Here is a 25,294-nt window from a genome sequence, read left to right as displayed (position 1 = left end):
CTTGTCATACCAATAATAAAGTTGACATACCTCACAATATAATTCTCGATATAGAAATAATATAAAAATGACGTTAATAACCAAAGGAGAGGCTGATACCAAGACATTGACAGAAAAAGAAACAGGTTATATACGCCATTGCCAGCACAATGCACATGATCTAAACTCACTTAATTGGTATAACAACATAAGCAGAAAATGTATCAAATAGGAACCGTAGCGCCGACCTGTCATGACCAGATGTATTATTGATAATCAAGGAATAATAAAGTGAATATGCAGCGTTTTATGAAAATTCATCGGCAGGACAGCGTTGCTGTCGCACTGTGCAATCTGGTAGAAGGGGAGCAATTGGAGATAGACGGTAACAACCTGATCTTAAAACAGGCGATTTCCCTTGGTCACAAATTTGCCCTGCAAGAACTTGCCGAAGGCGATACGGTATTCAAATATGGTCACCCAATTGGACATGCGCGCCAGACAATCCATCCGGGAGAACACGTCCATAGCCATAATCTGATTACCGGCCTTGGTGAAATCGATAACTATCAATATCAGCCAAACGTGGCTGAAATCCCTCAGCGCTCAGATGACTACGCCATAACGCTTTATCGACGGGAGAATGGAGACGTTGCTATCCGTAATGAACTCTGGATTTTACCCACAGTAGGATGCGTCAACGGCATCGCCCAACAAATATTGCAGCGTTTTTTACAGGAAAGTCACGGCGCGACGGATATTGATGGCGTACACCTTTTTACCCACCCTTACGGCTGCTCCCAGTTAGGGCAAGACCACCAAAACACCCGCACACTGCTGCAAAATATGGTACATCACCCCCATGCGGGCGCAGTCTTGGTGATTGGGCTCGGCTGTGAAAATAATCAGGTGGAAGAATTTCAGGCAACGCTAGGAGATTACGATCCCCAGCGGGTTGCCTTTATGATTAGCCAGAAATTCGATGATGAAATTGAAGAAGGCGTCAGGCTATTACACCAATTATATGAAGCGATGCGCCATGATAAAAGAACCTCAGGAAAGTTAAGTGAATTACGCTTTGGTCTGGAATGCGGCGGCTCCGATGGTTTTTCCGGTATTACGGCGAATCCTCTGCTGGGCGTATTTTCAGATCAAATCATCAAGCACGGTGGAACCACGGTATTAACAGAAGTCCCGGAAATGTTTGGCGCGGAACAAATATTAATGAGCCACTGCCGGGATGAACAGACCTTTGATAAAACCGTCGCCATGATTAATCAGTTCAAACAATATTTTATTGCCCATAACCAGCCTATCTATGAAAACCCTTCTCCGGGAAATAAGGTCGGCGGAATTACCACATTAGAGGAAAAATCGTTAGGGTGTACTCAAAAGGCGGGTCAAAGTCAGGTGGTCGACGTTTTACCATACGGTGCACGCTTAACTAAAAAAGGATTAAACCTTCTTAGTGCACCGGGGAATGACGCAGTTGCAACCAGTGCCTTAGCCGGAGCCGGCTGCCATATGGTTCTGTTTACCACCGGCAGAGGAACACCCTACGGTGGATTTGTGCCAACGGTAAAAATTGCCACCAACAGCGATCTGGCAAGCAGAAAAAAACACTGGATTGACTTTGATGCCGGTAAAATATTGCAGCAAGACGTCACCATGGACCAACAAGTTGCGGCATTTTTCTTATTGCTGAGTCGAATTGCACGAGGTGAACCGGCTCGCAATGAAGTAAATAATATCCGTGAACTCGCCATCTTTAAATCAGGGGTAACCCTGTAATCTTCTGAGATTCTTCCGGCCGGTAGCATAAGCCCGAGCCGGTTATCTCAAGCCGCAGCATAAAGATATTAACTAAGGTGAATCCTCTCAATTCAGCAAGTTATCCCCTCTCACGATTATTACTATCGGCTGATTGACAATGCGATCCATTTATCATTTATTGAATGGCGCTGACATATGAAAACGTCACGACAACATCCGTCGGCGCAAGCATCTATCATCAGTCCAAACTGAATAATGAGATTCAAAATACTATTGGTTCCACTTTTATCTTTGCTAAGGAGTTAGCATGTCGTTGCGTTTACGCCATTTAGCGTTAATACCGCTATTAACGCTGGTTGCCTGTCATCAGACCACCAGCGTCACACCCACTCAGTTATCTTCAGCAAGCACTCAAGACTCCTCCACCGTCGTGAGTAATGCCAGAATTGAAATTTCACAGCGCGCTTTGGAATACAACATCCAGAAAGTACAAAAGTTACTGGGCAATAAATCGACCCTGTGTGCCATTCTGAAAGGGGATGCCTACGGACACGATATTTCACTGGTCACGCCAATTATGCTGAAAAACAATGTGCAGTGTATTGGGGTAGCGAGCAATCAGGAGCTGAAAACCGTACGCGATCTGGGTTTCACCGGCCGTCTGATGCGCGTTAGAATTGCCACCGAAGAAGAAATGAAGCAGGCAACAAGCTACGATGTAGAAGAACTGATCGGCAATCTGGATATGGCAAAACGCCTGGATGCCATCGCCGCCCAACAGGGCAAAACGCTGCGCATTCACTTGGCACTCAACTCCGGCGGTATGTCACGTAATGGACTAGAGGTCGGCAACGCCAATGGACTTAATCAATCCCGAACTATCTCACAGTTAAGCCATTTGAAAATTGTCGGTATTATGTCGCATTACCCTGAGGAAGATCCGGCCGCAGTGCGTAAAGATCTCGCTCGCTTCAAGGTTCAGGCGCAACAGGTTCTGGATATTACCGGCCTTAAACGTAATGACGTGACGCTACACGTCGCTAACACGTTTGCTACTTTAACTGTGCCAGAATCCTGGCTTGATGCGGTGCGCGTCGGCGGGGTGTTCTATGGTGACACTATTGCCAGTACCGACTATCTGCGCGTGATGACCTTTAAGTCCAACATCGCCGCCCTGAATCACTACCCTAAAGGAAATACCGTTGGCTACGATCGCACTTACACCCTAAAGCGTGATTCTGTGTTAGCGAATATCCCGGTTGGCTATGCCGATGGCTATCGTCGCGTCTTTAGCAATGCAGGCCATGTGCTTATTCAGGGCCAGCGGGTACCCGTTGTCGGTAAAACCTCGATGAATACCGTTATGGTTGATGTTACCGACCTAAAAAATGTCCAGCCCGGTGATGAAGTAGTATTTTTTGGCAAGCAGAACCAAGCGGAAATCACCGCAACCGAAGTCGAAGACATTAGCGGTGCACTATTTACCGAAATGTCGATACTTTGGGGCGCTACCAATCAGCGCATTCTGGTGGATTAATTAAACTAACCGATAACGGTAAATGCCGTTATCGGTATGCTACTTCCGCAGCCTCAATACCAGCAGAAAAATACCCGCCGCCACCAGCAGCATACTCACGGTTTGAAATATCGGAATACCAAAAATAGTCCACGATGAACTAATCAGCCACGGAGAAATTCCCAGCGCAAAAGCGCCCGTCACCACGGCTATCGCTAACGTTATCGCACTACGCTCCAGCGAGTTTGCCAAACTCTGCAAATTACTCACGTTAATATCAACGTTTGGTTTACCGTGTCGTAAACGACGCAGCAGTAAACTTAAGGTTTGAGGGAAGTCTTCGCTGGCATCAATCATTCCCAGACCGATTTTACGCATTCGCTGACGGGAAGCTTTTAAACCGTAATGTTTCACCATCTCTTTACGCAAAAACGGTTCCAGCGTCTGAATAATATCGAAGTCTGGGTCGAGGCGATGTAGCACGCCATCAGCAGTAATCAACGCTTTAAACAACAACACTAAATCCGGCGGCAGATTAAGCTGATACTCTCGAGCCGTGGACAACATAGTCAGCAGCGCTTTCCCCAGTTGCAGCTCGCCGGGGCCGAGCCGATCAAAAAAGTCCTGAGCCGCCAGTTCCAGCACGGCCGCATCCGGTACGCCTTCATCACTCCAGCCAATCAGCGTACTCACCAATCCTTCACTCTCGCGTTCAGCCAGCGCCCGTAGCATCATCAGCAGTTGATTACGCCGGCGGGCAGACAGCTGTCCCACCATACCAAAATCAATAAAAGCAACTTGGTTATCCCCAATAGCCATCAGATTACCGGCATGAGGATCGGCGTGGTATAGCCTATCTTCAAACACCATCTGCATAAACGCCTCAGCACCTCGCTTAGCCAAAAGCGGGCCGTCAAAACCAGACTGAGCCAACTGTTCAGCACTGCTCGGTTTGATACCGGGAATATATTCCTGAACCAATAGGCAGGAAGAAGAGTATTCAGGCCAAATGCGTGGAATGACAATATTCGGACGCTGCTCAAAATTCTGGGCAAAATATTGGGTATTAGAAGCTTCGTGATTGAGATCCAGCTCATGATGCAACGCAGTCGAGAGCTGTCGTACCAGCTGTAATGGATGAAAGCGCGCCAACTCTGGACTCTGCTGTTCGATAACCTCCGCCAGCCAAGCTAATAAACGCAAATCGGCATTGATGGTTTTCTCCAGCCCGGGGCGCAGAACTTTGATCACCACCTCTTCGCCGCTATGTAACCGGGCACGATAAACCTGCGCCATTGATGCAGCAGCCAACGGCGTAGTGCAAAACTCTGCGAATACTTCATCGGGAGATGCGCCAAGGGAATCAGAGACCCGCTGGCAAATATCCTGCCACGGTAGAGTTGCCACATTGCTATGCAACTTTTCAAGCTCGCTGGTCCAGCGTTCATCTAAAAGATCGGCGCGCGTAGCCAGAATCTGTCCTAGTTTGACAAACGTCGGCCCTAACGATTCCAGCGCTCTACGCAACTGCTGAGGCTGATTTTCAACCGGCTTTTGTGGATTAAGCGGGTTGCCCAGTAAAGTGCTTAGTCCCAAAATACGAATTAAGTCTTGCAGGCCGTAGCTCAACAACACCTGCCCTATTTCCTTTAATCGAACCCGATCTCTGGTAGTGACATAAACCGTTTTCAGTAACATAGCATACCCTTTGCTCAATCATGATTAAGGGCATCATAACGTTGATATTAAGATAATCCAATGAGCGATATCGGCTGAATCCGTCTCAGATTAGGAATCCACACCGATATTTAAACCGACTAAGGGATGCTTTAAATTCCGGCCAATAATAGCGAGAAACCCATAAGGATTTCTCGCTATCTAAAGGGAACTACGCTGAATGGTGATTAATTCCGAGTAACGGCATCAACAACGCGGATATGATAAATAATGGTTGAACCCGGTAAAATATCCGGCAGTCTTCCTTGCTCACCATAAGCCAAGGCTGGTGGTACCACCAGCGTGATACTGCCATGATTCTTCAAATTAGCCAGAGCCGCTTTAAATACCGGTGGATAACTGGCTAATGGCTGAGTAATAAAATGACCCGAAACATCCGTATCATCAATGACAGTACCATCTATCAAACTCTCTTTTACTGAAAGAATAACGTCGCTATTTTCAGCAATCGCATTATCACCTTGATAATCTACCTGGTAATAGAAACCCATCGGATCTTTCTTTACTTCTGGCTTACGGGAAAACGCGATTTGATAACGTTTACCGGCGGCCTCTGCTTCACTTTTTAACTTCTGTGATTTCTGATGCAATTCGGAGTAAGTCTCATACAATTTTTTGAGTAACACTTCTCGTTCAACCTGCAACGATTGCATAACGCTATCGTGAATACCCCTCAATACCCATTCTGATTCACTACGCACGCCAAAAGATTGGTTTTCTAACAGACTAGCCTGCACTTTTTCACCCAACTGGGTGCCAATGGCATAGTCACGAATTTCAACAGCCTTGTGCGGTACTTTAGCGATCGAAAGATCCGAGGCTACTGCACCAGACTGAGCCTTGGTTTTCTCCAACTTGGTTAATTGTTCATCCGTCGTTTTCAACTGTTGTTGAGTTTCTTCAAGTTGCTCAGCCAGTTTATCTATCTGATGTTCACGTTCAGCCTGTCGTTTAACCAAGCCGTCAGAGCGTGACTGTTCCTGCTGTCTGCTGGTTTTTTCCTCAGCTAACTGCTTTTCCAGTTGCTCAGCTCGGGTTTTCTCCGCCGTCAGCTGTGTATTCAGTTCTGTCTGTTGTTTAGCTGCCTCTGCCTGTTGTTGTGCCACCTGCTCTTTGTGCTGCATCGCCAGAGCTTTGAGCTTTTGTTCCGCATCATTATGCTGCTTGGCTAACTGCTCGGCTCGAGTTTTCTCAGCTGCCAGCTGTGTATTCAGCTCTGCCTGTTGTTTAGCTGCCTCAGCCTGTTGTTGTGCCGTTTGCTCCTTGTGCTGCGTTTCCAAAGCTTTTATCTGCTGTGCTAACGCTCCTCGCTGTTGCTCTGTATCGCCATGTTGTTGAGATAACTTCTCAGTGCGAGCCGTTAACCAAACGGCTTGGGCTTTCTCGGCCGTCAATTGTGTATTCAACTCCGCCCGTTGTTTGGCTGCGGCGGCATTGTGTCGTGCCAACTGCTCCCTGTGTTGAGTTTCCAAGGCTTTTAGCTGCTGCGCCAGCTCACTACGCTGTTGTTCTGCATCGCTATGTTGCTTGGCTAACTGCTCAGCGCGGGCTTTCTCAGCCGTTAGCTGTGTATTTAGCTCTGCCAGTTGCTTGGCTGCTGCGTCATGTTGTTGTGTCGCCTGTTCTTTTTGCTTCTCTGCTAAAGCTTTTAGTTGCTGCTCCACATCGCTACGCTGTTTAGCTAGCTGCTCGGCGCGCTCTTTCTCCGCCGTCAGCTGTGTATTCAGCTCCGCCAGTTGTTTAGCTGCCACGGTATTTTGTTGTGTCGCCTGTTCTTTTTCCTTCACTTCTAAAGCTTTTAATTGCTGTGCCAGCGTAACTCGCTGCTGTTCGGCATCACCATATTGCTTGGCTAACTGCTCAGCTCGCGCTTTTTCAGCCGTCAGCTGTGTATTCAGCTCCGCCAGTTGCTTGGCTGCTGTGGCATTTTGTTGTGCCGCCTGCTCTTTTTGCTTCGCCTCTAAGGCTTTTAACTGCTGCGCCAGCGTGACCCGCTGCTGTTCGGCATCACTATTCTGCTTAGCTAACTGCTCAGCGCGGGCTTTCTCGGCCGCCAGCTGTGTATTCAACTCCGCCAGTTGCTTGGCTGTCGCGGCATTTTGTTGTGCCGCCTGCTCTTTTTGCTTCGTCTCTAAAGCTTTTAGCTGTTGATTTGCATCGCTGTGTTGTTTGGCTAACTGCTCAGCTCGCGCTTTTTCAGCCGTCAGCTGTGTATTCAGCTCCGCCAGTTGCTTGGCTGTCGCGGCATTTTGTTGTGCCGCTTGTTCTTTTTGCTTCGCCTCTAAAGCTTTTAGCTGTTGATTTGCATCGCTGTGTTGTTTGGCTAACTGCTCAGCTCTCGCTTTTTCAGCGGTCAGCTGTGTATTCAATTCTGCCAGCTGCTTGGCTGTCGCGGCATTTTGTTGTGCCGCTTGTTCTTTTTGCTTTGCCTCTAAGGCTTTTAACTGCTGAGCCAGAGTGACTCGCTGCTGCTCGGCATCACTATTCTGCTTGGCTAACTGTTCAGCACGGGCTTTTTCAGCGGTCAGCTGTGTATTCAATTCTGCCAACTGCTTGGCTGTCGCGGCATTTTGTTGTGCCGCTTGTTCTTTTTGCTTCGCTTCTAAGGCTTTTAACTGCTGTGCCAGCGTGACCCGCTGCTGTTCGGCATCACTATTCTGCTTGGCTAACTGTTCAGCTCGGGCTTTTTCAGCCGTCAGCTGGGTATTCAGCTCTGCCAGTTGTTTGGTGGCGGCGGCATTTTGTTGTGCCGCTTGTTCTTTTTGCTTCGCCTCTAAGGCTTTTAACTGCTGTGCCAGCGTGACCCGCTGCTGTTCGGCATCACTATTCTGCTTGGCTAACTGTTCAGCTCGGGCTTTTTCAGCCGTCAGCTGGGTATTCAGCTCTGCCAGTTGTTTGGCTGCTGCGGTATTTTGTTGCGACGACTGTTCTTTTTGCTTGGCTAACTGCTCAGCGCGGGCTTTCTCGGCCGTCAGCTGTGTATTTAGCTCCGCCAGTTGCTTAGCTGCTGCGGCATGTTGTTGTGCCGACTGTTCTTTTTGCTTCGCCTCTAAGGCTTTTAACTGTTGATTTGCATCGCTACTCTGCTTGGCTAACTGTTCAGCTCGCGCTTTCTCGGCTGTCAGTTGCGTATTTAGCTCTGCCAGTTGTTTGGTGACGGCGGCATTTTGTTGTGCGGCCTGTTCTTTTTGCTTCGCCTCTAAGGCTTTTAACTGCTGCGCCAGCGTGACCTGCTGCTGTTCGGCATCACTATTCTGCTTGGCTAACTGTTCAGCTCGCGCTTTCTCGGCGGTCAGTTGTGTATTCAATTCTGCCAGCTGTTTGGCTGCTACGGCATTTTGTTGTGCCGCTTGTTCTTTTTGCTTCGCCTCTAAGGCTTTTAACTGCTGCGCCAGCGTGACCCGCTGCTGTTCGGCATCACTATTCTGCTTAGCTAACTGTTCAGCTCGCGCTTTTTCAGCGGTCAGCTGTGTATTCAATTCTGCCAGCTGCTTGGCTGTCGCGGCATTTTGTTGTGCCGCTTGTTCTTTTTGCTTCGCCTCTAAGGCTTTTAACTGCTGCGCCAGCGTGACCCGCTGCTGTTCGGCATCACTATTCTGCTTGGCTAACTGTTCAGCTCGCGCTTTTTCAGCGGTCAGCTGTGTATTCAATTCTGCCAGCTGTTTGGCTGCTGCGGTATTTTGTTGCGACGACTGTTCTTTTTGCTTGGCTAACTGCTCAGCGCGGGCTTTCTCGGCCGTCAGTTGTGTATTTAGCTCCGCCAGTTGCTTAGCTGCTGCGGCATGTTGTTGTGCCGACTGTTCTTTTTGCTTCATCTCTAAAGCTGTTAGCTGCTGTGCCAGCGTGATCCGCTGCTGCTCAGCATCACCATTCTGTTTAGCCAACTGCTCAGCTCGCGCTTTTTCAGCGGTCAGCTGTGTATTCAACTCTGCCAACTGCTTGGCTGCTGCGGCATGTTGTTGTACGGCCTGTTCTTTTTGCTTCGCTTCTAAAACTTTTAACTGTTGATTTGCATCATTGTGTCGTTTAGCTAGTTGCTCAGCACGGGCTTTTTCAGCCGTCAGCTGCGTATTTAGCTCCGCCAGTTGTTTGGCTGCGGCGGCATTTTGTTGCGACGACTGTTCTTTTTGCTTCGTCTCTAAAGTTTTTAACTGCTGCGCCAGCGTGATCCGCTGTTGTTCTGCATCGCTATGTTGTTTGGCTAACTGATTAGCTCGGCTTTGCTGTTGCTCACTACGGGCTTTCTCCGCCGTCAGCTGTGTATTCAGCTCTGCCAATTGTTTGGCTGCCGCGGCATGTTGTTGTGCCGCCTGTTCCTTGTTCTGTGTTTCCAAAGCTTTTAACTGCTGCTCTGCATCGCTATGTTGCTTAGCTAACTTATCAGCCCGGCTTTGCTGCTGCCCAATGCGAGTTTTCTCAATAGCCAATTGAGCCTTCAGATCTACCTGCTGCTGTACGGCATCACTATGTTGTTTAGCTAACTTATCAATACGGCTTTGCTGCTGTTCACTGAGAGTTTTCTCAGCCGCCAGTTGTGCCTTCAGTTCCAGCAGTTGTTTGGCAGCTGTGGTGTTTTGTTTTGCCGCATTATCCTTCTGCTGCGCCTCCAAAGCCTTTAGCTGTTGCTCCGCATCGCTATGCTGTTTCGCTAATCGATCGGCTCGGGCAAGTTGCTGCTCAGTTCGAGTTTTCTCAGCCGCCAGTTGCGCCTTCAGTTCCAGCAGTTGTTTGGCAGCGGTGGTGTTTTGTTTTGCCGCATTATCCTTCTGCTGCGCCTCCAAAGCCTTTAGCTGCTGCTCCGCATCGCTATGTTGTTTCGCTAACCGATCGGCTCGGGCAAGTTGCTGCTCAGCTCGAGCTTTCTCAGCCGTCAGTTGTGCCTTCAGCTCCAGCAGTTGTTTGGCGGCGGTGGTGTTTTGTTTTGCTGCATTATCCTTCTGCTGCGCCTCCAGAGCTTTTCGCTGCTGCTCCGCATCGCTATGTTGTTTCGCTAACCGATCGGCTCGGGCTTTCTCAGCAATCAGCTTTGCTTTCACTTCGCTCAGTTGCTGCTGGAGTTTATCGGACTTGGCGGGATTGGCTTCAAGGGAAAGAATACGGCGCCGCAATTCAGCAATGTCCGCATCTTTATTTCTGATGGTTTGATTAAATTCAGATTTAATTTTATCAACGTCTGATGACGCAGTTTTCTGAATAGCTTTTAACGGCTTTTTATTTTTTTCACTTATAACCGATTGTTTCTGTTCAAAAGAGTGTTGAGAAACGGGGCGTTCATTTTTTCTTGGCGTTGCATTTCTTTCCTGAACTCTGACACCAATAATATCTTTCTCCGATAGTTCACTATCGGTAGCCGATGTTATCAGGGGTAAAATCAGAGCAAAAAAAAACCGTATTTAAAATTAAACTTCATCCCGTCCCTCTCTTCTACATGATGAATATGTTTTTCCCTAACTGTCATCGGTAGAAAATAAACTCCTAACAGTCACCACTATAGTGAATTAAATAACATTATCGTACCAATTAACAAGCTCAACTTATTATTTTATGGGTTATATCTTATTTAATTAAATAATACCTTACAAAAAGCCCGCATCTCTATCGGCTTTTTATCTTAATCAATCAGAATAATAAAACAAACATTGCCTCTGAAACCGTTTTTTTTCCGGTAAAAAAACTGATAATAAACAAGATAATCTGATAAAAACTATCTATATGCCTGTTGTTACCGTAGCTATGCTTATCAGGCTATCAAAACCTAATACAGCACAATCATCACAGTAACACCCAGAAAGAAGATGCCCAACAGAACATAGCGGGCACCTCCCTAGAAAACTTAAACTAATTGATGATATTCCGTCAATCAAGGGAGACAGAGTAGGTTTAATAGGATAAATAGTCCATTATTTATCCGTCAATTTATCAATTAAGGCTTAACCACTAAGTCATTTTTGACACTTTTAACGCCTTCTACCGCGCCAACAACCTTAACAATGTGTTCAGACTCAGCTTGGCTGGCAACATGACCCGTCAGGTAAACCACCCCATCCGTAGTTTTCACCGAAACACCGGTACTCTTGATGTCTTTGGCCTCCAACAACTTAGTCTTGATCTTCGCCGTTATGCCGCTGTCATCCATGTAGTTATCAACTTTTTTCATTGAGGAATCGATTTTAGTTCCGGCCTCATCAGCGGTCGCCTTGGCTTTGTCCATTATCGTTTCCTGAGCGAATACGCTACCACCTACCAGAACAGAACCTAAAACCGCTACCATCATCGCTTTGCTTAACGTAGTGCTTTTCATTGATTCTTTCCTTATTTGTGCATTAATTATCTGATTAAAAGTACATTATTTTCGTGACCGGCAATAACCTCACCTCACATTGATAATTATAGAACACCGCAAAAAAACCGATGAAACAGCACAAAATCAAAACCCAACAAACTGATAATCAATAAAAAATAACATTTTTTCGGTCTAAAACCCCACACTAATATGACAGTATTGATTCAAATTAAATCAATCAGAAACGGTTAGTATAATAATATTTCATTCAAATAGCAGAACAGGAATTGAATAACACATCTAATCTTAATTGGATCATAAAAATAAAATGAAACGGGTTAATATTGCAATTAAATAACTAAAAATACATCAAAACAAATCATGAAGTAAATTTAAAACAAAAGATAAATTATGGACAAATTAACAATTAAAATAAATTCAAATATGTAGCCATCAAAATAAAAAATGAGTTTTTTATTTTATTAAAAATTCAATCAACTCTACTCACAATGTATTTAAAATTAATTTTCTTCGTTCACCCTGTTTTATATCATGGTGACTTTTTCAACCAATAAATCCATTAGGTCATTAAATCATCACTGAAGTTAAAGACGACAATCTCAATAACATCTTATTTTTTAATACGTTTTTTATTCTGAATCACTATTGTTATAGATGTTCCATCGCCAGAATCATCGCAAAACAGAAGCGTTTATAACCATCTCACTGATGTAAACCTTAACGTTATTCAAAAAATAGAAATGCAGTTTTTCATATTGAAATTCTCGCAACTTTCCCCAGATTATTTCCCGACAGATACCTATCCCAAGTCCGTAACACAACATCACTGCACAGCAACAAACGGTTCATCAGAACACGATAACTGACCGACCAACACGTTCAGAGACTTCCCGACTGAAAAGTAAGAAGTACGCTTTCTTAATCCATGCTAGCCTCTGTGCAGGAATGCTATCACGGACTTCATCAATAAAAGTAAGTCCCCTATTATATTGGGCTGAAATTTATGAATAATATCTATTCTCTCTATCAAGCAAGAAAACCACAGGTTCTGCGCCAACTACTCGTCTCATCTCCCCTTTTAGTTTGGGTACAGCGTGGACAAAAACGGATAATCACCGAAAACAGCGACTACCGGTGCCATCAGGGGGAATGTCTGGTGCTACCCGCCCCGTATCAATTTGGCGTAGAAAACATGCCGTTGGCTCAAGGCCCGTATTCTGCCCATTGCATCGTCGTCCCTGAAGCCTGGACAATTCGCTTTCTGCAACAGTACGGCAGCCAGCTTCCCTCCCATCATCAGCAACATCCGGTATTTAGTCCCTCAGACACCCTTAGCCAACAGTTGGAGAATTTCATTCATCTGATTAAAACCGCTGAGATATCAGAACTTGCCATGACCAGAGCTGAACACGCCTGGCAACAAGTATTACTCACTATGGCTTTTGAACACGTCGGTCAGACTCTGTATACCCACCCGGAAAACAGTCTGGCGAATACCATCAGAACGTTGATACAGGCGGATCTTGGCCATTCATGGCAACTTGAGCAGTTAGCAAAAAATTTGAATATGAGTGAATCAACACTAAGAAGAAAGTTACATAAGGAACACACCAGTTTTACCCAGATATTGCACGATATGCGTATGAGCTATGCCGCTCATTTACTGATGACCAGCGCCGATAATATTCAACAAATTGCGCTGAATATTGGCTATAGCTCGCCTTCCAAATTTGCCTCTCGCTTTGAAAAACAGTTTGGTACCACCCCAAGCGAGCTGCGTAAAACTCGATAATAAAATTAAACGTATCAGAGCATAATCTGAACGTTACGGGCGCGAAAACTCGCCATGGATTACGGCATGATAGTGGCCATTATGGTCGATATAAGGAAGTTCACAATGAAAAGCATCACCACCACAGCCCTCTTACTGGTTTTGTCCGTCTTCAACGTCAATGCAGCGGAATTCGCCGTCACCAGCCCGCAGTTTAAATCAGGACAAACCTTGCACAATGAGCAAGTCTATGGGGATTTTGGCTGTCACGGCGGTAATCTTTCCCCAGAGTTAAACTGGGAAAATCCACCGGCCGGAACAAAAAGTTTTGCAGTTTCCGTTTATGACCCTGCTGCACCAACTGGCAGCGGATGGTGGCACTGGATGGTCTTCAATATTCCAGCCCAAACTAACCAGTTAATAAGAGGTATTTCGGCATCGAATCAAACATTACCATCGGGTGCGATTCAGGCGAGTAACGACTTTGGCCAGACCAATTATGGCGGGCCCTGTCCGCCAGAAGGTGATAAACCACATCCCTATATCTTTACGGTATATGCGCTCAGTACTGACCACATTCCATTGGATGGAAATTCATCCTCAGCCATGGTTGGTTATATGATTCATCAGAACCTATTAGCAAAAACGTCCATCACTGCTTACTACCAGCGTTAAGCGCGTTTTAACACATTCAGGAGAGAACCTGCCCGGTGAAAGGGGGGCTTCTTTCCTGCTATCCACATTTCTTTACAGTAACTTCATTTTTTCTCCACGTTTCCCTCCTACAGACCCGTTAGAATACGTTAGTATTATCGCCATTTTGCGATATCGTCAGTCTATAAAAATAACAACGAAGATATTATGAGGTTCACCGTCCATGGCTAATTTTTTCATCGATCGCCCGATTTTCGCTTGGGTTATTGCCATTATTATCAGCCTGTCAGGACTTCTTGCCCTTAATGCATTACCGGTGGAGCAATACCCTAATCTTGCCCCGCCCACCGTTAGAATTTCTGCCAACTACCCCGGCGCGTCAGCACAAACCCTGGAAAACTCGGTGACTCAGATTATTGAACAGAGTATGACCGGGCTGGATAATTTGCTGTATATGTCCTCGCAAAGCAGCAGTACTGGCAGTGCCTCTGTTACCTTAACGTTTCAGGCGGGTACCGACCCCAACGAAGCCATGCAGCAGGTACAGAACAAGCTACAAAGCGCCACTCGAAAGCTACCTCAGGATGTTCAACAGCAGGGCGTCACGGTCTCTAAATCCGGCGACAGCAGTCTGATGACCGTGGCTTTCGTTTCAACCGACCACAGTATGGATCGTCAGGATATTTCCGACTATGTCGCCAGTAACCTGCAAGATCCCCTCAGTCGAATTAACGGTGTCGGTAGCGTTGATGCCTATGGCTCGCAATATGCGATGCGTATCTGGCTCGATCCAAACAAACTGATCAACTATCGTCTGACCACGCAGAATGTCGTCGAGGCGATTTCATCCCAGAATAAACAAATCGCCGTTGGTCAGGTGGGCGGAACACCATCGGTAGAAGGCCAAACCCTCAATGCCACCATGAATGCTCAGGCACAGCTGCAAACCCCGCAGCAGTTCCGTGATATCACGTTACGCGTTAATCAGGATGGTTCAGTGGTCACATTGGGCGATGTTGCCACCGTCGAATTGGGTGCAGAAAAGTATGATTACCTTAGCCGCTATAACGGCATGCCAGCTTCCGGTATGGGTATTAAATTGGCTTCCGGTGCCAACGAATTAGAAACGGATAAGTTAGTTAAAGCTAAATTAGCAGAGCTGGCACCCTATTTCCCTCATGGGTTAAAAGCCGAATATGCCTATGAAACCACCCCCTTTGTTCAGGCATCGATAAACGATGTGGTCAAAACACTGTTTGAAGCCATTTTATTAGTGTTTCTGGTGATGTATCTGTTCCTGCAAAACTTCCGGGCTACGTTAATCCCAACCATTGCCGTTCCTGTGGTATTACTCGGCACCTTTGCCATCCTATACGCCTGCGGATTCAGCGTTAACACCCTCACCATGTTTGCCATTGTGCTGGCTATCGGGCTACTGGTTGATGATGCCATCGTAGTGGTCGAAAACGTGGAGCGAGTGATGGCCATCGAAGGGCTATCGCCGCGAGAAGCGACCCGCAAATCTATGGGGCAAATCCAAAGTGCACTGGTGGGTATCGCGCTGGTACTCTGCGCGGTATTTATTCCCATGGCATTTCTCGGTGGCACCACCGGCGCCATTTATCGCCAGTTTTCCATTACCATTGTTTCCGCCATGGTTCTGTCAGTATTGGTCGCGCTGATTCTGACGCCTGCGCTATGCGCCACCATGCTAAAACCCATTCCACAGGGCCAGCTACATACCAGAAAGGGTTTCTTTGGCTGGTTTAACCGTACCTTTGAGCGAAGTGCCCACCGCTATGAACAGGGCGTCGCGAAAATTATCCACCGTAGTAGCCGCACTCTGCTGGTTTATATTCTGATTATTGGCGGGATGGCATGGCTATTTATGAAATTGCCAACGTCCTTTCTACCGCTGGAAGATCGCGGCGTCTTTATGACCCAAATCCAGTTACCGGTCGGTTCAACCCAACAGCAAACTCTGAAGGTCGTGGAGAAAGTTGAAAAATACCTTATGGAAGCGGAAAAGAAGAATGTCCGTTCGGTGTTTTCAATCGTTGGGGCAGGCCCCGGAGGTAATGGTCAAAACGTCGCAAGAATGTTCGTTCGTCTACAAGACTGGAAAGCACGTACAGCCGCCGAAGATAGCTCATTCGCCATTATTGAACGCGCTACTCAAGCGTTTAGCAACATTACTGAAGCCAGAGTATTTGCCAGCAGTCCACCGGCGATTTCCGGACTGGGCAGTTCTGCCGGGTTTAACATGCAATTGCAGGATCATGCTGGCCTCGGCCATGAGGCATTGCTTAAAGCGCGAGATAGCTTACTACAAATGGCCAGTAAGGAATCATCCCTAACCCGAGTTCGCCATAATGGTCTGGATGACACTCCACAGCTACAGGTAAATACCGACCAGCGTAAAGCGCAGGCGTTGGGGGTAAAAATTGATGATATTAATAGCACCTTAAGAACCGCATGGGGCTCTACCTATGTGAATGACTTTATCGATCGCGGGCGAGTAAAAAAGGTCTATGTTCAGAGTGATGCGCCTTATCGGATGCAACCAGATGATATTAACCGTTGGTACGTCACCAATAAAAACGGCGATATGGTGCCGTTTTCAGCATTCGCTTCTACCGTGTGGACATCCGGTTCACCGCGTTTAGAGCGCTATAATGGCAATGCATCGTTGGAAATTGTCGGTGAAGCAGCACCCGGCGTCAGTACCGGTGCCGCCATGGACACCATGGAAAAACTGGTTGCCCAGCTTCCTGAAGGAATTGGGCAAGAATGGACCGGGATGTCTTTTCAGGAAAAACTCTCCGGCTCACAGGCTCCTGCGCTGTATGCCGTTTCGCTACTGGTGGTCTTCCTCTGTCTGGCGGCTCTGTATGAAAGCTGGTCGATTCCCTTCTCCGTGATGTTAGTGGTTCCATTAGGTGTGCTGGGAGCGATCTGTGCCACTTGGATGCGCGGACTGGAAAATGACGTTTATTTTCAGGTGGGGATGTTAACCATCATCGGTCTGTCGGCCAAAAACGCCATCTTGATCGTCGAATTTGCCAATGACCTGCACCGTAACGGTAAGGATTTAATCTCTGCGACGCTTGAAGCCTGCCGCTATCGTCTACGCCCAATCTTAATGACGTCACTGGCCTTTATCTTTGGCGTGTTGCCGATGGCTATCAGCAATGGTGCCGGTTCCAGCAGCCAGCACGCGGTAGGTACCGGGGTGCTCGGCGGAATGATGACGGCAACCTTCCTGGCAATCTTCTTTGTACCGGTATTCTTTGTGCTGGTACGCAAAAGATTTCCCGGCAAGTCACATCAATCTGTTGAATAACAGAGGAAGCCATAATCAAGCGATAAACAGAACTGTCATCCCCCAATCTGAACAATAATAGATGGGTTATTGCAGTTCTGGCGCTAACTTAAGCGCTATGTTCCTGCGCCGAGTTGGCTATTTCTTGCAAAATCCACTGTTCAAAGATCTTCATGGTCGACGTCATGGTGCGCGATTTTAGACAGGTTAACCAATAAGCCCCCATATCGACTTCTGCATCAAATGGGCGAACCAGTTTTTTTTCCCGCAGTTCACGCGTAAACATACTGGCGGGAGCCAGCGCAACGCCACCACACTGAATAGCGCTTTCAACCATCAAGCGTGAAGAATCGAATATTGGGCCGTTAATTCGCCAGGGAATAACCTGAGCCGCCTGAAACCAGTGTTCCCATTCATCCTGACGATAGGAACGCATCAACATATGGTTTTTCAGATCTTCAGGAGAATTCAGCGATTCCGCCACATCCGGCGGACATAATACCGTTAACGGCGCGGTAAACAGCTTCACATTATGCGTTGACGGCCACAGCCCCTCGCCAAAGCGAATAGCAAAATCCATGCCTTCTGCCGATAGATTAACCACATTATTGTTAGTTAAAAGTCTAAGATCGATAAAAGGATATGCCTTTCTAAATGATGCCAACCGAGGAATCAGCCAGCCGACGGCGAATGTTCCTACCACCGCAATCGTTAAAACTTCATGAAAGTGACCATCCTCAAATTTCTGCAAGACCGATTCTATGCTGTCAAAAGCCGAGGTTAATACTGGGAATAGTGCCCGCCCCTCCTCCGTCAGATCGAGCCCACGAGGTAAACGCTTAAACAACACAATACCCAAACGCTCCTCCAGCATTCTTACCTGCTGGCTAACGGCCGCCTGGGTTACATTCAGCTCCTGCCCGGCACGGGTAAAATTAAGGTGACGAGCTGAGGATTCAAAAGCACGGAGTGCATTAAAGGGAAGCCAGTTACGCATCGGGATAGCCATAAGTTTTTCTTTATGCTGATTGAAATTATTATCGTTTGTCAAAACACCAATAAAAATGGATATTCATCTACCTGCTCAACCATCCCTGGCGGGATATTGGAATTATAGAGAAATATATAGGCTAATATTATATGAGCCATGGCGATAATGCATAAGAAATCCTTGCAGCATATCCATTTCTCTTTTCTTTCGATCCGCAACCGACGTTAATACGATGAGATTGTTACTATGATAAAAACACCTTTTTTCAACGCCCTGTTACTTCCCCTACTCAGCGCGTTAATCACGCCTGTTGGCTATGCCGCAGATAAATCAGAGATCGATAATATTGTTCAGCCATTAATACAGAAATATTCGATTCCCGGTATGGCTATTGCCATATCCGTTGATGGTGAACATCAATTTTATAATTATGGTGTAGCGTCAAAACAAACTCAGCAGCCGATAACCAATACCACCCTATTTGAAATTGGCTCATTAAGTAAAACCTTTACCGCTACGCTGGCTTCCTATGCGCAGAACGAAGGTAAGCTGTCATTCTCCGACTCCGCCAGCCACTATTTGCCAACCTTAAAAAACACATCGTTTGATAACGTTAGCCTGTTAAATCTGGCTACCCATACTTCTGGTCTTCCCTTATTCGTTCCGGATGAAGTCACCAATAACGCACAGTTGATGGATTACTATCAGCATTGGAAACCTGAACATGAGGTGGGTTCTTATCGGGTCTATTCAAATCTGGGTATTGGGATGCTGGGCATGATTACCGCCAATAGCTATCATCAATCTTTCGCTGATGCCATGGAAACGAAAATGCTGTCGGCATTAGAGATGAAACACACCTATATCAAGGTTCCATCCAGCCAAATGGCAGACTACGCTCAAGGCTACAATAAGCAGGACCAACCGGTCAGAGTAACGCCCGGCCCCCTTGATGCTGAATCTTATGGAATCAAATCAAGCACTGTCGATCTGATTCACTATCTGGATGCCAATATGCAGGTGGCTCAGGTCGATGAAAAGTGGCAACAAGCAATTAATGATACCCATATTGGCTATTATAAAGCGGGTCCATTTACTCAAAATCTCATGTGGGAAAGCTATGCTTATCCACCTAAGTTAGAAGAATTACTGTCTGGCAATGATGCCGGAATGATCATGAACGGCAGCAAAGCCACAACAATAACACCACCTCAAGCGGCCATGTCAGACGCTTGGTATAACAAAACCGGATCCACCGGCGGTTTCTCTACCTATGCGGTGTTTGTGCCTTCCCATAAAATCGCCATTATTATCTTAGCCAATAAATGGTTCCCGAATGATGAGCGGATCGAAACTGCCTACAAAATTATGCAGGTGCTGGATAAACCGGTAGTCGATAAATAAATTGGGGTTAAAGCGCGAGATGGGGGGATGCTGTTCAGTTAAGTTTAATAACAGCGAAAGTTTCGTCCACTATCAGTGTAGAGAATAAATCAACGAAGGAGCACGTGGCCGAGCAAAGGGCGTTGGGCGAACGCCCTCTGCACTCCCTCGCCTTCGCCCCCTAATTCAGGCCGCCTATCGGCGGCTCCCCTCCGCCTTCGCTCGGGTTAACGCACCGGCGCTGATATGCTCCCGGCAAAGCAGCGCCTCGCCCATTATCCCTGATGGTCGTGCTCCCTCTCTCTGTTGTCGGCTGAATTCCAGCGCTCAATAGAAAGGACCAAAGATAAATACCTCACATTTTCTTAACCGATCGGATGAAAGACAGGGAGAACCTTTTTGTAATCTCAATGACCATAACAGTCATTAATATCAATGAATTATTCAGACAGGTGCCACTCCATAAAGGAGTGGCATACAACATGGAGTGTGTTTAAATCAGAAGGCGATGCGGAAACCAACATTTCCCATAATTGGCGATTCTACATGCCCACCTTGGCGATAATTGGCTTCAGCGTAAACCGAGGTATTATCGTTAATATTGATATCAACGCCTGCCCCATATTTTCCGCTATTTCCGGATAGGTTATTGTTGAAATCATTGGTGTCATTAATAGTCACCGTATTATGTTTAATAAATTCACGCTCAATCGCCAGTCGGGCATAAGGCCTGATTTCGCTGCCGTTTTGCAGAGAGAATTTAGTACCAACGATCGCCCCCAGTTCTCCGCGAGCGGAACGGTTATTCCCGGTATTCGCTTTCATGCCATTGTTAAGCTCAATATCTTTGCTTTCAGCGGTAAAGTAGCTGCCGCGCACATACGGTTCAGTAAACCAGGCGTCGGTAATATCATAATGGTATCCCGCTTCCAGTGCGCCACCAATGGCATTTTGGTGATAGTCAGCGGTGGCATAGTCACCGTTAACCATCCGAGCCTTCATGTCATTATTAAAGCGGTTGCCTTTAATCACGCTATCAATGTAATAACCGATATTGTCAAAGTAGGTTAAATAGACGCCTAAAGCATAGCTATCGATATTACTGCGGCCACCACGAGCATGCTTAACGGTGTTATCCGTATAAGAGGTAAAGACCCCGGCTAACAATGCACCGGAAGAAAGCTCAAAGGTTTTATCTCCACCAATCTGAAGACCATCCTGCTGCAATTTAAACGCCGCATTGCCGGAGGTATGGATCCGGGTATTATTGGTGAGATAGCGTCCCCACACATTACCGTTGTTACCCTTATGGGTATTCAGTCCGCCTTTGCCCAAGCCCTGCATTTCACCGTCAAAAATAAACTGATTCGCTGCCGCCATACTTAACACCGCATCTGTTGAGGTACTGGTGCGAGGTTTTGAATTAGGCTCAGTGGGATCCGGCGTTGGATCCGGTTTTGGATCATTACCTAACGTCAGATACCAATCGTCGTTTGATTGTTTAAGGCTATATTGATAGGTTCCCAGCTCTACCACACCGTTAGACAGAGCAAATGAATCTGCTACGCCACCTTTGGCATGAATAAGATGATATCCATCACTTCCTTCCGAACCGCTACCCGATAGGTAAACGGTATGTTTGCCTTGAGTGGTTTCCGTGACATTCAGAAAGTCACCGCTAGCGCCTTCGACTCTCATCGCAAAACTACCGTTACCGGATAAATTTTCCATGTCTAAACGAGAGAATGGCAACGAGCGTTGAGTACTGGTTAAGGAGGAGAAAACGATCTGACCATTATTGTTCACATTGCTGGCAGAGGAATCTTTCTCTACACTCCAGCGGCTTTGTTCATCGATAGTGATGCTTTTCACATTTTCCGTATGACCACTAAATGAGGAATTATTCTGCAAAGTAACGTTTAAAGATGCGTTCTCTGTTGCAGCAATACCACCAGAAATAGCGCTATTATCTACGCCAAAATTCACCGTAGCATTATCCATCACGTTCAGAATGGTATTGGTTCCACTAGTCAGGCTAGCATCGTTCTGTAATTGGATATCCGCCACGGCATCTTTGGCAACAACAATAGAGGCATTATTTTCAGCATTGATCGTTGAATTATCGATAATAATATTATTATCGATATAACTAACATATAAACCTATGGCATCACTGTTAGCATTAACCACCGATTTTTCACTAAGCTTGAGGCTCCCGCCAACCGTAGTAATACCGGAATCACCCTTAGCATTAATTTCCGATCCCGAAATATAAGCCTTACCACCAGCAAACCTGGCTCCAATGCCGTCTGAATTTATCTTGCTCTTGTTCAAGAATGTATTGGCATCCACTTCTGCTATACCAGCTCCTGCAGATAGACCTATGGCAAACTGACCACTGCCAGATACGTTAATTTCAGTGCCGCTAATGGATAAATTATTGTAACCATTAAAAATAGCGGTATTGCCTTTCACTGATACTTTTGAGTCAGTAATATGGTTCATAATCCCTGCCCCAACGCTGGCAGGCCAATTACCTTGAAGTTCGATACCCAAACCGCCAACCTGCTCATTAATAATCTCAGAGCCGCTAATATTAAGATAGCCGCGCCTTACCGTAATAAGCTGACCAGAATTATCGATAATTGTCGATTTATTTATTGTAAGGTGTTTTATTGGGGCAAGAGCTATATCTTCCTCATGAATATAAATACTCCCTTTTACTACCCCCTCATTAATATTCAGCGCCGCCGGAATACCTTTCCGATACATGGTAACCATCCCACGTATTTCACCTTGCTTATTGATATTTAATTGTCCGCCATTAATAAATACCGCACTATTGCTACCATTGCCAATAACACCACCGGCATTCACATTAACGATATCACTCTTGGCAACGGAATATGTTTTATCAGAAAGATCGGTTGTTACGGTGATATCTCTGGCGTAGGATAGCGGTGAGGATAGTGTTAGCCCAAGAGCTGCAACAACGGCTAAACACACATAGCTTTTCTTTAGATTGGTTTTCTTTATCCGTTTCATTTTACTTAACTTTCCTTAGATTTAATACAAAGTCCATTACTTCGTCAATATAAATTCCAACAAAAACTCATTTGATCATACCAAAAAAACACACGATCACCAAACAAAGCAAAGAAAAAGCAACTGATTTAAAAAAATGGATAATTAAATCAAAAAAAACAAACGAATAAAAATTCAATAAAAAACAAACATATTTATATTTAATTTAATTCAAATTAAATATCAGAAAAAACAAGGCAACATTTTAAAATTTAGCACGTAAAATAAAAAGAAAATTAAGGAAGGTAAATAAATTAAAAATATAAGATTGATTTTATGAAGAAAATGCCATTGACCAATATCTCAGTTTTAGCGCCAGCCATATCAGTAAGCACAATAACGCTCTTTCAATAACGTCAAATAACCATATTTTTAATAAGGATAAATCCATTGTTAATACGGTAGTAAAATAATGAGATCATCTTATACTGGGTCAATTATTGACGAACGCGATAAAAAATAACCAAAGGCTTACCCATGCAGTACCACATCCGTCCGATGAAACTGGCTGATTTAGACGCCATCTTTGATATTCAGGCTTCGGTTTACCATTCTGACCTGTTAGAAAGCCAAGCATTCTATGAAAACCGCCTACAACTGTCGGCCAATACCTGCTGGGTCGCCACAACAGAAAAGAATCAATTGCTGGGGTATCTCATTTCCTATCCGTGGATCCGTACTTTTCCACCGGCGCTGGGAGAGGTATTAGCTACCCTACCGGAACACGCGGATAGCTGGTTTGTTCACGATTGTGCCATTTCACCCAGCACACAGGGATTAGGCGTTGGCAAAGCACTGTTTATCACAGCCCGCAACAGTGCCATTGAGCAAGGCTTTCGACACAGTAGCTTAGTTTCACTGGCTCAGGCCACGCATTACTGGCTTAATCAAGGCTATATTGCCGTCGACAATACGCCACAACTGACCGAAAAACTCGCCGCCTATGGTGAAGGTGCCTGTTATATGTATCAGGAAATGACAGTCTAAACGCACAATGGGGGTTTAGAATCCTTGAATGCCTGCGGCTTTTAAGTGTTCAACCGCAGTCTGAACCTGTGGATGCCGTATAAATTCATATGCCTGTTGGGCGCCCTTCGCACCAATTTCAGGCTCTTTTTGCCAGTCCGCTATGCTCATATTGGTTAACTGATGCCAACCAATATGACGAATCTTTTCCGTTGAGATGAAATTCAGCCCTAATCCTCTTAACCATTGTGCGGCGTCACGTTGCCGGGCTGCATTGATATATTGCATAAATTGCTGAGGCATTTGTTTACCTACCTTTTTGCCTACCCCAGTCATTGCAATAAGCTCTGCTTCCGACAGGGAAAGCCAAGAAGTCATATCCTTCACCCAGCCTAAAGCGACCAACTGTTGCCATGTTTTATAGCTAAGCCCTTTCAGATGTAATCCCTGCTTACCGCTGAGCCAGACCAGCCGGGAGATAAACTGCTGTTCGCAGTCGCGGGTTAACGTCCAGCAACTTAGTGGGTGATATTGTGTTTCATCGGGTACATTCACCACTGCTCGCTCAGCCAAACGCCAAGCTACCTGAGTAATATGCGGGATTCCCTGCCCAGCCAGCGTCAATACAACGCGATCGCCGGGGCGAATGTCCAACGTTTTCCAACGCGCGGATGAGCCAATGGATATCTTACGAATCCACTTATCATCCAACTTAATCGGCTTAACGTTGACTATCGTCGAAATACGACCGGTTCTTCCCACATTAAAGCTAATCGATTGAACCTCAGCAATAACGTTTTCCGCTGGATATTTCCATGCGGCCGCCCATGTTGGGGGTTTCGCGATCCAATTAATGCCTAATGGTCTGTTTCCCTGACGGATAACCACACCGTCTCGGGCAAAGGGCAGCGCCGTATCAAACCAATGCTGATACCAGTGCTGCGCTTTCTCAAATGAATCCACAGAATGCGTATTATCTGTTCCATACCGAAAGCCCATCTGATTTAGCTCATTCAAACGTGAAGGCATATCTTCCGGGCCATCAGGCCAATCCCAGACCCAAAACTCAATATGCTCAATAGCTTGTGGCGACAGCGTTTTACTCATCATGGCACCGGCCACCTTAGACCGGGCATTCTGACCACCATCCCTCCGTTGAACATGTCCATCCAAACGCCAGAACAGCTCCCCTTGCACCACCAAACGCTGGCGTTCGGTTGGTAGCCGCTGCGGTATCCCCTTAATCTTCAAGGCATGGGCTGTCCAGTCTTCACCTTTTACACCATCGCCTCGACTCATTGCCGACACCAGATGCCCCTGTTGATACACCAGCGTAGCCGCAACACCATCAATTTTGGGCTGTATCCATAAGTCCTGCCGTTGCGCCATCCAACGCATAACCGACTGAATGTCCGCCAGCTTAATCAATCCGGTATGCATCACCGGATGAAGCAACGGAAGCAGGGGAATATCTTTTTTAACCGGAATCATATCGACCACAAACTCGGCAAAGCAGGCATACCAGTTCTGCCGCTGTTGAAGCAAGCTATCGTAAATGCCATCATCAATTTGCGACACACCGCGGAAATAATACGCTTCATCCCAACGGGCAAGCTGAGCATCCAATGCACCGATCTCACGTACCGCTTGAGTTTTATTCCAGACCGGGCAATCCGCCACCCCTTGTGCCCAGGCCGTTCCCCCGCTCAAATAGAGCAACAACCAACCAATTAACAGTTTGATAAATAGCAACATGATGATCATCTCCTGACAAAGAATCGCTATTTCAAGCCGAATTTCGGTGGATGAGTAGT

The 25,294-nt window shown here is 46.2% G+C and carries 13 protein-coding genes; 7 read left to right on the top strand and 6 right to left on the bottom strand.

Features of this window, described 5'->3' with window-relative positions:
* The first annotated feature begins 276 nt into the window (after window positions 1–276).
* Entirely contained in the window at window positions 277–1,770 is a 1,494-nt protein-coding gene (locus EL341_RS00470; RefSeq protein ID WP_126468224.1) for a UxaA family hydrolase, read from the top strand.
* Between the two features lie 289 nt (window positions 1,771–2,059).
* Window positions 2,060–3,289 carry an alanine racemase gene (gene alr, locus EL341_RS00465; RefSeq protein WP_126466746.1) on the top strand — a complete coding sequence of 410 codons (1,230 nt, stop codon included), beginning with the start codon at window positions 2,060–2,062 and terminating at the stop codon, window positions 3,287–3,289.
* A gap of 39 nt (window positions 3,290–3,328) precedes the next feature.
* Here the strand turns inward: alr and EL341_RS00460 are convergent, their stop codons facing one another.
* The 3 genes from EL341_RS00460 to EL341_RS00450 form a co-directional block, all read right to left on the bottom strand.
* Entirely contained in the window at window positions 3,329–4,966 is a 1,638-nt protein-coding gene (locus tag EL341_RS00460; RefSeq protein WP_047779554.1) for an ABC1 kinase family protein, read from the bottom strand.
* Window positions 4,967–5,172: 206 nt separating this feature from the next.
* Window positions 5,173–10,113, bottom strand: coding sequence for an FKBP-type peptidyl-prolyl cis-trans isomerase N-terminal domain-containing protein (locus EL341_RS00455; RefSeq protein ID WP_126466744.1), 4,941 nt, complete (start codon window positions 10,111–10,113; stop codon window positions 5,173–5,175).
* Window positions 10,114–10,928: 815 nt separating this feature from the next.
* Complete coding sequence (locus tag EL341_RS00450; RefSeq protein ID WP_053007470.1) at window positions 10,929–11,306, bottom strand: BON domain-containing protein; 378 nt, start codon at window positions 11,304–11,306, stop codon at window positions 10,929–10,931.
* 1,006 nt (window positions 11,307–12,312) lie between these two features.
* Here EL341_RS00450 and EL341_RS00445 point away from each other — a divergent pair.
* The 3 genes from EL341_RS00445 (at window position 12,313) to acrD (ending at window position 17,077) form a co-directional block, all read left to right on the top strand.
* Window positions 12,313–13,101 (top strand): helix-turn-helix transcriptional regulator, encoded by a 789-nt coding sequence (locus EL341_RS00445; RefSeq protein ID WP_074823796.1) that lies wholly within the window; start codon window positions 12,313–12,315, stop codon window positions 13,099–13,101.
* A gap of 105 nt (window positions 13,102–13,206) precedes the next feature.
* The gene (locus EL341_RS00440) at window positions 13,207–13,755 is read left to right on the top strand and encodes a YbhB/YbcL family Raf kinase inhibitor-like protein (RefSeq protein ID WP_074823793.1); all 549 of its coding nucleotides are present in this window, start codon (window positions 13,207–13,209) and stop codon (window positions 13,753–13,755) included.
* Window positions 13,756–13,957: 202 nt separating this feature from the next.
* The gene (gene acrD, locus EL341_RS00435; RefSeq protein ID WP_126466741.1) at window positions 13,958–17,077 is read left to right on the top strand and encodes a multidrug efflux RND transporter permease AcrD; all 3,120 of its coding nucleotides are present in this window, start codon (window positions 13,958–13,960) and stop codon (window positions 17,075–17,077) included.
* Between the two features lie 88 nt (window positions 17,078–17,165).
* Here the strand turns inward: acrD and EL341_RS00430 are convergent, their stop codons facing one another.
* Window positions 17,166–18,053, bottom strand: coding sequence for a LysR family transcriptional regulator (locus EL341_RS00430; protein ID WP_074823951.1), 888 nt, complete (start codon window positions 18,051–18,053; stop codon window positions 17,166–17,168).
* 240 nt (window positions 18,054–18,293) lie between these two features.
* Here EL341_RS00430 and ampC point away from each other — a divergent pair, with 240 nt between their 5' ends.
* On the top strand, window positions 18,294–19,451 hold the full coding sequence (ampC, locus tag EL341_RS00425) for a class C beta-lactamase (RefSeq protein WP_047779550.1): 1,158 nt from the start codon (window positions 18,294–18,296) through the stop codon (window positions 19,449–19,451).
* A 477-nt stretch (window positions 19,452–19,928) separates the two neighbouring features.
* On the opposite strand, the gene EL341_RS17530 is transcribed toward ampC, so the two are convergent.
* Entirely contained in the window at window positions 19,929–22,475 is a 2,547-nt protein-coding gene (locus EL341_RS17530) for an autotransporter outer membrane beta-barrel domain-containing protein (RefSeq protein ID WP_074823787.1), read from the bottom strand.
* Window positions 22,476–22,991: 516 nt separating this feature from the next.
* Between EL341_RS17530 and EL341_RS00415 the strand changes: the two genes are divergently transcribed.
* A complete protein-coding gene (locus EL341_RS00415; RefSeq protein WP_197723512.1) occupies window positions 22,992–23,501 on the top strand; it encodes a GNAT family N-acetyltransferase in 510 nt (169 codons plus the stop codon).
* A 15-nt stretch (window positions 23,502–23,516) separates the two neighbouring features.
* Here the strand turns inward: EL341_RS00415 and ligB are convergent, their stop codons facing one another.
* The gene (ligB, locus tag EL341_RS00410) at window positions 23,517–25,235 is read right to left on the bottom strand and encodes an NAD-dependent DNA ligase LigB (RefSeq protein WP_074823784.1); all 1,719 of its coding nucleotides are present in this window, start codon (window positions 25,233–25,235) and stop codon (window positions 23,517–23,519) included.
* Between the last annotated feature and the right edge of the window lie 59 nt (window positions 25,236–25,294).

The organism is Pragia fontium (genome assembly GCF_900638655.1).
In the GTDB taxonomy this organism is placed as follows: Bacteria; Pseudomonadota; Gammaproteobacteria; order Enterobacterales; family Enterobacteriaceae; genus Pragia; species Pragia fontium.
The sequence above is the reverse complement of the archived record's forward strand: the minus strand, read 5'-3'. Positions and strand labels throughout refer to the sequence as shown.

Excerpts from the sequence above, each read along its gene's own strand:
- acrD (WP_126466741.1), top strand. The coding sequence starts at position 13,958 with ATGGCTAATTTTTTCATCGATCGCCCGATTTTCGCTTGGGTTATTGCC.
- EL341_RS00450 (WP_053007470.1), bottom strand. The coding sequence starts at position 11,306 with ATGAAAAGCACTACGTTAAGCAAAGCGATGATGGTAGCGGTTTTAGGT.
- EL341_RS00460 (WP_047779554.1), bottom strand. The coding sequence starts at position 4,966 with ATGTTACTGAAAACGGTTTATGTCACTACCAGAGATCGGGTTCGATTA.
- EL341_RS00430 (WP_074823951.1), bottom strand. The coding sequence starts at position 18,053 with ATGCGTAACTGGCTTCCCTTTAATGCACTCCGTGCTTTTGAATCCTCA.
- alr (WP_126466746.1), top strand. The coding sequence starts at position 2,060 with ATGTCGTTGCGTTTACGCCATTTAGCGTTAATACCGCTATTAACGCTG.
- EL341_RS00415 (WP_197723512.1), top strand. The coding sequence starts at position 22,992 with ATGCAGTACCACATCCGTCCGATGAAACTGGCTGATTTAGACGCCATC.
- EL341_RS00445 (WP_074823796.1), top strand. The coding sequence starts at position 12,313 with ATGAATAATATCTATTCTCTCTATCAAGCAAGAAAACCACAGGTTCTG.
- EL341_RS17530 (WP_074823787.1), bottom strand. The coding sequence starts at position 22,475 with ATGAAACGGATAAAGAAAACCAATCTAAAGAAAAGCTATGTGTGTTTA.
- ampC (WP_047779550.1), top strand. The coding sequence starts at position 18,294 with ATGATAAAAACACCTTTTTTCAACGCCCTGTTACTTCCCCTACTCAGC.
- EL341_RS00440 (WP_074823793.1), top strand. The coding sequence starts at position 13,207 with ATGAAAAGCATCACCACCACAGCCCTCTTACTGGTTTTGTCCGTCTTC.
- EL341_RS00470 (WP_126468224.1), top strand. The coding sequence starts at position 277 with ATGCAGCGTTTTATGAAAATTCATCGGCAGGACAGCGTTGCTGTCGCA.
- ligB (WP_074823784.1), bottom strand. The coding sequence starts at position 25,235 with ATGTTGCTATTTATCAAACTGTTAATTGGTTGGTTGTTGCTCTATTTG.